The organism is Rhodococcus sp. (in: high G+C Gram-positive bacteria), from assembly GCF_049299235.1.
Classification (GTDB): domain Bacteria; phylum Actinomycetota; class Actinomycetes; order Mycobacteriales; family Mycobacteriaceae; genus Rhodococcus.
The window spans coordinates 1-10,009 of sequence record NZ_JBAQXC010000172.1 but is presented as its reverse complement, the minus strand read 5'-3'; the positions used below and the strand labels follow the sequence as shown (position 1 = coordinate 10,009).

Sequence of the window (10,009 nt, the reverse complement as noted above, 5' to 3'; positions counted from 1 at the left end):
GGTGTAGGCCCCGCACGGGAGGAAATCGTGCGGTTCAGGCGAATCGCAGCGCACCCGCGAGGATCGCGTCGCGGATGCCGGTGGCACGGTGCGCTGTGGTGATCCGACTCATGAGGTGCGAGGCCGTCACGAGCCGTTGGGTGCGGCCGCGGCGCGCGCGGTCGTAGCGGCGAAGGGCTTCGGTCACCGGGTGTTCGGTGAGCAGGGTCGCGACGGTGGCCGCGTCGATCATTGCCTCGCACGCGCCGCGCCCCAGGTTCGGCGCCATCGCGTGCGCGGCGTCGCCGATCAGCGCCACGGTGCCGTGCACGTAGGACGGCAGCCGCGGCGACTCGTACAGGTCGTGGTGGAGCACGGTGCTCGGGTCGATGCGTTCGAGCACATCGCGGACGGCGGGATGCCAGTGCCGGAAACGCTCGCGCAGTTCGTCGGCGTCGCCGGTCGATCCGGCGGGGGCGCGGACGGCGGCGAACCAGTTGGTGAGGTCGCCGTCGCGTGGGGTGATGCCGAACAGCGCGCCCGGACCCCAGCTTTCGCTCATGGTGTCGGTGGTGCCGGCGACCCAGCCGCGCCACGCCGACATTCCCGTGTAGACGGGCCGGTAGTCGGTGCCGAAGAGACGGTCGCGGGTGGGGCTGCCGATGCCGTCGGCGGCGATCACGACGTCGTAGCCGGTGAGTTCGGACGGTGGCGGCGCGGCCCGGCCGAAGTGGATGGTTCCGGTGGGGAGGCCGGCCGCGAGGAGGCGGAGCAGCGCTGGTCGGGAGAGTAGCCGGCCGGACCGGCGGATGTTCTCGGAGCGTGCGATGACCGTGCCGTCCCACCGCCGGATCGTCCCCGCGGTCGGTAGCACGCCCCTCGATTCGGCGGCGCCGGCGAGTCCGGCGGCGCCGAGCGCGTCGAGGGCTTCGGGCCATAGCCCCAGTGCGGTACCGGTCTGCGGCAGGTCGCTGGAGCGTTCGAACACGTCGACGTGCCAGCCGCGCCGGATCAGCACGGTGGCGGCGGTCAGGCCGCCGATGCCGCCGCCGAGGACCGCGGCCTTGCCGCTTCGATTCGTCGTCATGACGCGAAATCTACTACGCCTGTAGTGTCCCGTCACTACTGTTGTAGTGTCATGGGGTGTCGGACAAGCGAACCACCGCCCTCGACGCGGCGATCGAACTCCTCGGCACGGAAGGACTGCGCGGGCTCACCCATCGAGGCGTCGACGCTGCGGCAGGTCTCGCCGCGGGCTCGACGTCCAACTACTTCCGCACCCGCCGCGCCCTTCTGGACGGTGTGCTCGACCGTCTCGTCGCCCGCGACCGTGCCGACGCGGCCGCGCTGACCGGACCCGCCCCCCGCACCATCGGCGAACTCGAGGACTTGTTCGTCGGCTATGTTCTCACCGCCACCGGACCCGACGTCGTGCGCACTCGCGCCCGCTACGCGCTGTTCGTCGAGGCGGCATCGGTACCGGAACTGCGCGCGGCGGTGCAGTCGCGGCGCGAGGAACTGCGTGGATGGGGAATCGGGATGCTCACGTCGCTCGACGCCGGCACCATCCCCGGCGACAGTGACGTCGAACTCTGTGCCCGGGTGATCATGGATTACATCGACGGGGTGATCCTGCATCGACTCACGTCCGACGACGAACCCCATCCGCGCGACGGCATCCGTCGGGTGCTCGATGCCCTGCGGTGAGCCGCCCCACCGCGGACCCGGTCGTGTCACTGCGGCGCTACAGCCGTGTTAACGGCAGATAACCGCAGTTCAGAGCTTGGGTAGGGCAGCCTTGCTTGCGGGATGACCGCATGTTTGGCATATCGTCTGTTCCAGACGGTGGACACACAACGTCCCCACCGGCCGAAAGTTCCAAAGCCCGAGCTGCCGAAAAAAGGCACCCGCATCGTCGCGGAAGGGCGGATACTGACGGTTGTCGGTGCCGATCCACCCTCGTGTCGGTACTTGCTCACAGCAAGTAGATGGCCATCAGCGCTGCTGGTCGTCGGTGCTATCACATGCAACGAAGGCTAGGTATGAAGCATCTTCCCGGGCCTCAAGGGCTCTACCACCCGGCGAACGAGCACGACTCCTGCGGCGTCGCTTTCGTCGTCGACATGCACGGCCGCAAGAGTCGGGACATCGTCGCCAAGGCGATCACCGCACTCGTGAACCTGGAGCACCGCGGGGCCGCGGGTGCCGAGCCGAACACCGGAGACGGCGCAGGCATCCTCATCCAGGTGCCGGACCGGTACTTCCGCGAGGTCGTCGACTTCGAGCTTCCCGACCCCGGCGCGTACGCCACCGGTATCGCGTTCCTGCCGCAGGATGCTGCCGCAGCCGACGCCGCGCAGGCCGCCGTCGACGCGATCGTCGCGGACGAAGGCCTCGAGGTCCTCGGCTGGCGCGAGGTGCCCGTCGACGACTCCGACCTCGGCTCGATGGCGAAGAGCGCCATGCCGACGTTCCGGCAGCTCTTCATCGCCTCCGGCGCCCGCACCCTGACGGGCATCGACCTCGAACGCCGCGCCTATGTCGTGCGCAAACGCACCGAGCACGAGCTGGGCAACCTTGGCCCCGGCGACGACGGCCCCGGCAGCGAGACCGTGTACTTCCCGAGCCTGTCGCCGTCGACGTTCGTCTACAAGGGCATGCTCACCACCCCGCAGCTCGAAGGCTTCTTCGTCGACCTGCAGGACGAGCGGGTGGAGTCGGCGCTGGGCCTGGTGCACTCGCGCTTCTCCACCAACACGTTCCCGTCGTGGCCGCTGGCCCATCCGTTCCGCCGCGTCGCGCACAACGGTGAGATCAACACCGTCACCGGCAACGCGAACTGGATGCGGGCCCGTGAAGCGCTCATCGACTCCGAGATCTTCGGTGGCCGCGACAAACTCGGCAAGATCTTCCCGATCTGCACCGACGGCGCGTCCGACACCGCGCGCTTCGACGAGGTGCTCGAGCTGCTGCACCTCGGTGGCCGCAGCCTGCCACACGCCGTGCTCATGATGATCCCCGAGGCGTGGGAACGCCACGAAAGCATGGACCCGGCGCGCAAGGCGTTCTACGAATACCACTCGGCGCTCATGGAGCCGTGGGACGGCCCGGCGTCGGTGTGCTTCACCGACGGCACCGTCATCGGCGCCGTGCTCGACCGCAACGGTCTGCGTCCGTCCCGGGTGTGGGTCACCGACGACGGTCTCGTCGTCATGGCTTCCGAAGTCGGTGTGCTCGACATCGCCCCCGAGAAGATCGTGCGCAAGATGCGCATGCAGCCGGGTCGCATGTTCCTCGTCGACACCGCACGGGGTCGCATCGTCGACGACAACGAGATCAAGAGCGAGCTCGCCGCCGAACACCCTTACCAGGAGTGGATCGACCAGGGCGTCAGCCGCCTCGACGATCTGCCGCCGAGCAAGTACACGTACATGTCGCACGAGCGGGTCGTGCTGCGCCAGCAGGTCTTCGGCTACACCAACGAAGAGGTCAACCTCCTCGTCAAGCCGATGGCCGCCGCCGGCATTGAAGCACTCGGCTCCATGGGCACCGACACCCCGATCGCGGTGCTGTCGTCGCGTCCGCGGATGTTGTTCGACTTCTTCCAGCAGCTGTTCGCGCAGGTCACGAACCCGCCACTCGACGCGATTCGCGAGGAGATCGTCACGAGCCTCGGCGGCATGCTCGGACCCGAGGGCGACCTGCTGAATCCGACCGCCGAGTCGTGCCGGCAGATCCTGGTGTCCGCACCCGTGATCGACAACGACGACCTGCAGAAGCTCATCCACGTCAACGACGACGGGCAGTTCCCCGGCTTCAACAGCGTCATCATCCGTGGCCTCTACAAGGTCGCCGACGGCGGTGACGGCCTGAAGTCCGCGCTCGACTCGATCCGCGACCAGGTGTCCGACGCGATCGCCGGTGGTGCCCGCCTGATCGTGCTGTCGGACCGCGAGTCCGACGAGACAATGGCCCCGATCCCGTCGCTGTTGCTCACCTCCGCGGTACATCACCACCTGGTCCGGGAGAAGACCCGTACCCAGGCGGGCCTGCTCGTCGAGGCCGGTGATGCCCGCGAGGTGCACCACATCGCAGCACTGTGCGGTTTCGGTGCGGCCGTGGTCAACCCGTACATGGCGTTCGAGACGATCGACGAACTGCTGCAGAACGGCGACCTGCCCGACGGCATCACCCTCGACAAGGCGATCAAGAACTACATCAAGGCCGCCTCGAAGGGTGTGCTCAAGGTGATGTCGAAGATGGGCATCTCCACGCTCGCGTCCTACACCGGCGCGCAACTGTTCCAGGTGATCGGCCTGTCGCAGGAACTCGTCGACGAGTACTTCACCGGCCTGCAGTCGCAGCTCGGTGGCGTCGGACTCGCCGAGATCGCGCACGACGTCGCCGTGCGGCACGCATCGGCGTTCCTGGACCGTCCGTCCGAGCACGCGCACCGCGAGCTCGAGGTCGGCGGTGAATACCAGTGGCGCCGTGAGGGCGAATACCACCTGTTCAACCCGGACACGGTGTTCAAGCTGCAGCATGCCACCCGCACCGGCCAGTACTCGATCTTCAAGGAGTACACCAAGCTCGTCGACGACCAGTCCACGCAGCTCGCGTCGCTGCGCGGACTGTTCGAGTTCCGCACCGGCCTGCGTCCGGCGGTGCCGCTCGACGAGGTGGAGCCGGCGTCCGAGATAGTCAAGCGCTTCTCGACCGGCGCGATGAGCTACGGCTCGATCTCCGCCGAGGCCCACGAGACCCTGGCGATCGCGATGAACCGCCTCGGTGGCCGCTCGAATTCCGGTGAGGGCGGCGAGCATCCGTCGCGGTTCACGCCGGAGGAGAACGGCGACTGGCGGCGGTCGGCGATCAAGCAGGTCGCCTCGGGCCGCTTCGGGGTCAGCTCGCACTACCTGAGCAACTGCACCGACATCCAGATCAAGATGGCGCAGGGCGCCAAACCCGGTGAGGGCGGTCAGCTTCCGCCGCACAAGGTGTACCCGTGGGTCGCCGAGGTGCGCGGTTCGACGCCGGGCGTCGGTCTCATCTCACCGCCGCCGCATCACGACATCTACTCGATCGAGGATCTCGCGCAGCTCATCCACGATTTGAAGAACGCCAACCCGCAGGCCCGGATCCACGTGAAGCTCGTCTCCGAGCTCGGTGTCGGCACCGTCGCCGCGGGTGTCTCCAAGGCGCACGCCGACGTGGTGCTCATCTCCGGTCACGACGGCGGCACCGGCGCCTCCCCGCTGACCTCGCTCAAGCACGCCGGCGCACCGTGGGAAATCGGCCTGGCCGAAACCCAGCAGACACTGATGCTCAACGGTCTGCGCGACCGTATCGTCGTGCAGGTCGACGGCCAGATGAAGACCGGCCGCGACGTGATGATCGCGGCGCTGCTCGGCGGCGAGGAGTTCGGTTTCGCGACCGCACCGCTGGTGGTGTCCGGCTGCATCATGATGCGCGTGTGCCACCTCGATACCTGCCCCGTCGGGGTGGCGACGCAGAACCCGGTGCTGCGCGAACGGTTCACCGGCAAGCCGGAGTTCGTCGAGAACTTCATGCTCTACATCGCCGAGGAGGTCCGCGAGCTGCTCGCCGAGCTGGGCTTCCGCAGCCTCGACGAGGCCATCGGCCAGGTCGAGGTCCTCGACACCGCCAAGGCCGTCGACCACTATCGGGCGTCGAAGCTGGACCTGTCGCCACTGCTCACCAAGGTCGAGTCGCCGATCTTCCCGGAGCAGGACCTGTACTGCACCAAGCAGCAGGACCACGCGCTGGACAAGGCCCTCGACAACGAGCTGATCACCAAGGCGCGGCCTGCGCTCGAGAGCGGCGACAAGGTTGTCATCGAGACGCCGGTGACCAACGTCAACCGCACGGTCGGCACCATGCTCGGCCACGAGGTCACCAAGGTGTACGGCGGAGAAGGTCTGCCGGACAACACGATCGACATCACCCTTACCGGGTCGGCCGGAAACAGCTTCGGTGCGTTCGTCCCCAAGGGCATCACCTTGCGGCTGTTCGGTGACGGCAACGACTTCGTCGGCAAGGGTCTGTCCGGTGGCCGCATCGTGGTGCGCCCGCCGCACTCGACCGCACCGGGATTCGTCGCCGAGGACAACATCGTCGCAGGCAACGTCATCCTGTTCGGTGCGACCGGCGGCGAAGTGCTCATCCGCGGTATCGCGGGCGAGCGGTTCGCGGTCCGCAACTCGGGTGCCACGGCCGTCGTCGAAGGCGTCGGCGACCACGGCTGCGAGTACATGACCGGTGGCAAGGTGGTCATCCTCGGTAAGACCGGCCGCAACTTCGGTGCGGGCATGTCCGGTGGTGTCGCGTTCGTCTACAACCCGGACAGCGACTTCGAGGACAACCTGAACACCGAACTGGTCGACCTCGAGGACCTCGAGGGTGAGGACTTCGCGTGGCTCAAGGCCGTCATCGAACGGCACCGTGACGAGACGGGCTCCGAGGTCGCAGCCCGCATCCTGGCCGACTGGTCGCAGCAGGTCAGCCATTTCGCGAAGGTCATGCCTCGCGATTACAAGAAGGTGCTCATGGCAATCAAGGACGCCACCATTCGTGGCGCGAACGTGGACGAGGCGATCATGGAGGCGGCTCGTGGGTGATCCAAGCGGCTTCCTCAAGCACGGTTCGCGTGAGACGCCGGTCCGCCGGCCCGTCCCCCTGCGGCTGCTCGACTGGAAGGAGGTGTACGAGCCGTTCGCTCACGACACCCTCCAAACCCAGGCCAGCCGATGCATGGATTGCGGTATCCCGTTCTGCCACAACGGTTGTCCCCTCGGGAATCTGATTCCCGAGTGGAACGACCTGACCTACAAGGGTAAGTGGGAAGACGGCATCGAACGTCTGCACGCCACCAACAACTTCCCGGAGTTCACCGGGCGGCTGTGCCCGGCCCCCTGCGAGGCGTCGTGTGTCCTGGGCATCAACCAGGACCCGGTGACCATCAAGCAGGTCGAGGTCGAACTGGTCGAGAAGGCATTCGCCGACGACGGGGTCGTCCCCATTCCGCCGTCGAAGCTGACCGGCAAGAAGGTCGCGGTCGTCGGTTCCGGACCGGCGGGTCTGGCTGCGGCCCAGCAGCTCACCCGCGCCGGCCACACCGTGACGGTCTTCGAACGCGAGGATCGCATCGGCGGTCTCCTCCGGTACGGCATCCCCGAGTTCAAGATGGAGAAGGCGATCATCGACCGCCGCCTGGCGCAGATGGAGGCCGAGGGCACCATCTTCAAGCCCGGTGTGAACGTCGGTGTGGACATCACCGCCGCCGAGCTGCGCGAGCAGTTCGACGCCGTGGTCCTCTCCGGTGGTGCGACGGTCGCCCGCGACCTGCCGATCCCGGGACGTGAGCTCGACGGCATCCATCAGGCGATGGAGTTTCTGCCGTTGGCCAACCGCGTGCAGCTCGGGGACGCGATCACCGACGAGCACGGTCTGCCGCCCATCAATGCGCGCGGCAAGAAGGTCGTCATCATCGGTGGCGGCGACACCGGCGCCGACTGTCTGGGCACCTCCCATCGTCAGGGTGCGGCCAGCGTGCACCAGTTCGAGATCATGCCGCGTCCGCCGGAGGAGCGCGCCGACTCGACCCCGTGGCCGACCTACCCGCTGATGTACCGGGTGTCGTCCGCGCACGAGGAAGGCGGCGAGCGCGTGTTCTCCGTCAACACCGAGCAATTCGTCGGTGACGGCGGCACGGTCAGGGCACTGAAGGCACACGAGGTGCAGATGGTCGCCGGGCGCTTCGAGAAGGTCGACGGCACGGATTTCGAGATCGAAGCCGACCTGGTTCTCCTCGCGATGGGCTTCGTCGGCCCCGAGAAACCTGGTCTGCTCACCGATCTCGGGGTGGACTACAACGAGCGTGGCAACGTCGCCCGCTCCACGGAGTGGTCCACCAACGTCGACGGCGTGTTCGTCGCCGGCGACATGGGCCGCGGTCAGTCTCTGATCGTGTGGGCCATCGCAGAGGGCCGCTCCTGCGCGGCGGCGGTCGATCGGTACCTCGAGGGAGCAACGGCGCTTCCCGAGCCGATCACCACCAGCACGATGCCGCAGCGCTGAGGTAGCCACTCGCCGACAGGGCGCGTCCGCCGGGAACACCCGGAGGACGCGCCTTGTCCGGTTTACCCTGCCGTCCGTCCACCGGGCCGTTATTGTCGAGCGCATGACCGGGAGGCACAGGATCACGAAGCGATCACTGGCGGGCGCTGCCACACTTGCCGGGGTGGCGGCCGTTGCCGTGGTGGCGGCGGCACCGGCCGCGGCCGACACGGGGGACGCGGTCGCAGGTGACTGCGTGCGCAACCTCGGTGGACCGGTCGTCGTGGACGGTGGCGCCCCTGTCGCACCGGTTTTCGGGTTCGAGGACCTCCGCCTCATCGGACTGGACGGTGGCAGCGGCAACGCGTGCATCACGAATCTCGGTCCCGGCAGCGTGTCGGTCACGCGGCCGGCGGGACGAGTCGACGGCCGGACGTCCGTGTCCGCCGCGCCCGTCGAAATGCGCGTGGACGGTGGAATCGGCAACGTCGCCGTCACCAACGTCGGCGTGGGGGCGGTGACGGTGGATCGGCGCTGGATCGCGCCGGGGCCTGCGGCGGTGCACGAACCCGCACCGGAGGGCATCCCGGAATTGGTACTCGATGCAGGCCGCGGGGGCGTGTTCGTCACGAACGTCGGTGCCGGATCGGTGACGGTCGCGGACTGGGATGCGGCCGAGGGGCCGCTGCCCGCGGAGATCCCCGCACCGCCCGGCATGGTCGTGACGGATCCGATCACCGGCAACGTCTATGTCACCAACCTGTTCGGGCCTGCGGTGACGGTCGTGCACGACGCCGGATCACGGGACCGTGTCGTCGATCGCAGTGTCGTCGGCCAGACATTCGACCACGGGACGGGGAACGTGTTCGTCACGAACATCGGCGGCGGACCGGTCACGGTCATCCGGAAATGAATCTTCAGGTCACGTTTCGTTCACAACCGTGACATAGTCTGCCTGAACAATCGGGCGCGTGCGGTGTCGACGAGACGACAGGGGATTCGTGGTGGGGCTGAAGAGAACACTGACGCTGCTGGCGGCCACCGCGGGCGTTGTGCTGGGTTCCGCGGTGGCTGTCCCTGTGGCGCAGGCGGATCCGGCGTGGTGCCCGAGCCTGAACGTGGTGGCGGTACCGGGAACGTGGGAGACGTCCAGCACCCCCGATCCGGCCCGCGGCAACGGAATGCTCGCGGCCGTGACCTCCGGGTTGCCCGCCGGTACCCGCGTCGACTACGTGCAGTACCCGGCGACCGCTTTCCCGTGGGAGGGCGACGTGTACGCCGCGTCGCGTCAGCGCGCCGTCGACAATGCGCGGGCCCTGATCGCGTCCACCGCGGTGCAGTGCTCGTCCACCCGTTTCGCGCTCGTCGGATACAGCCAGGGTGCCGATGCCGCAGGCGATCTCGCCGCGGAGATCGGAACGGGCCTCGGCGTGGTACCGCCGCACCGGCTGGTCGCGGTCGGGTTGCTCTCGGATCCGCGGCGTTCCGAAACCGACATCCTGGTCGGCCCGTCGGTGGCCGGCAACGGCGCCGGTGGCAGTCGCGTCGGCGGGTTCGGCTTCGTCAGCTCGGATGTGCGGACGATCTGCGCGGCCGGAGACCTGTACTGCTCGACCCCGAAAGACGATTTCGTCACCCGGATGGCCGGATTCCTCGCAGTCGGTGCGGGCAGCACCCCGGATCAACTGAACGATCACCGGGTCGCGGCCGAGGGCCTGTACGGCGACATCATGTCGGCCGGCGGACTGGCGACCCTGCAATCGCAGCTCGCCCCGCAAGCCAACGATGCGCGCGAGGTGGAGATCCGCCGGTTCTACGAATCTCAGGTGCACCAGGACTACGGCACCTATGTCGTCGACGACCGCGGCACCACCGCGACGACGTGGCTGCGGAACTGGCTAGCCGGGAAGGTGTAGGAGTCGTGTGCCGTTGTGGCCCCTCCGGGGGCCACAAC

6 protein-coding genes are annotated in these 10,009 nt (G+C 67.9%); 5 read left to right on the top strand and 1 reads right to left on the bottom strand.

The window, feature by feature from the left end:
* Positions 1–34: 34 nt before the first annotated feature.
* Positions 35–1,066, bottom strand: a complete 1,032-nt coding sequence (locus WAX14_RS10390; RefSeq protein WP_422628004.1) for an FAD-dependent monooxygenase — start codon at positions 1,064–1,066, stop codon at positions 35–37.
* 56 nt (positions 1,067–1,122) lie between these two features.
* Here WAX14_RS10390 and WAX14_RS10385 point away from each other — a divergent pair, with 56 nt between their 5' ends.
* The 5 genes from WAX14_RS10385 (at position 1,123) to WAX14_RS10365 (ending at position 9,971) form a co-directional block, all read left to right on the top strand.
* Entirely contained in the window at positions 1,123–1,686 is a 564-nt protein-coding gene (locus tag WAX14_RS10385) for a TetR/AcrR family transcriptional regulator (RefSeq protein ID WP_422628003.1), read from the top strand.
* A gap of 335 nt (positions 1,687–2,021) precedes the next feature.
* Complete coding sequence (gene gltB / locus WAX14_RS10380) at positions 2,022–6,617, top strand: glutamate synthase large subunit (protein ID WP_422628002.1); 4,596 nt, start codon at positions 2,022–2,024, stop codon at positions 6,615–6,617.
* Positions 6,610–8,076 (top strand): glutamate synthase subunit beta, encoded by a 1,467-nt coding sequence (locus WAX14_RS10375; RefSeq protein WP_422628001.1) that lies wholly within the window; start codon positions 6,610–6,612, stop codon positions 8,074–8,076. The genes gltB and WAX14_RS10375 overlap by 8 nt, the downstream gene beginning before the upstream one ends.
* A gap of 103 nt (positions 8,077–8,179) precedes the next feature.
* Positions 8,180–8,968, top strand: a complete 789-nt coding sequence (locus tag WAX14_RS10370) for a hypothetical protein (protein ID WP_422628000.1) — start codon at positions 8,180–8,182, stop codon at positions 8,966–8,968.
* Positions 8,969–9,059: 91 nt separating this feature from the next.
* The gene (locus tag WAX14_RS10365) at positions 9,060–9,971 is read left to right on the top strand and encodes a cutinase family protein (RefSeq protein ID WP_422627999.1); all 912 of its coding nucleotides are present in this window, start codon (positions 9,060–9,062) and stop codon (positions 9,969–9,971) included.
* The last annotated feature ends 38 nt before the right edge of the window (positions 9,972–10,009 follow it).

Excerpts from the sequence above, each read along its gene's own strand:
- WAX14_RS10390 (WP_422628004.1), bottom strand. The coding sequence starts at position 1,066 with ATGACGACGAATCGAAGCGGCAAGGCCGCGGTCCTCGGCGGCGGCATC.
- gltB (WP_422628002.1), top strand. The coding sequence starts at position 2,022 with ATGAAGCATCTTCCCGGGCCTCAAGGGCTCTACCACCCGGCGAACGAG.
- WAX14_RS10370 (WP_422628000.1), top strand. The coding sequence starts at position 8,180 with ATGACCGGGAGGCACAGGATCACGAAGCGATCACTGGCGGGCGCTGCC.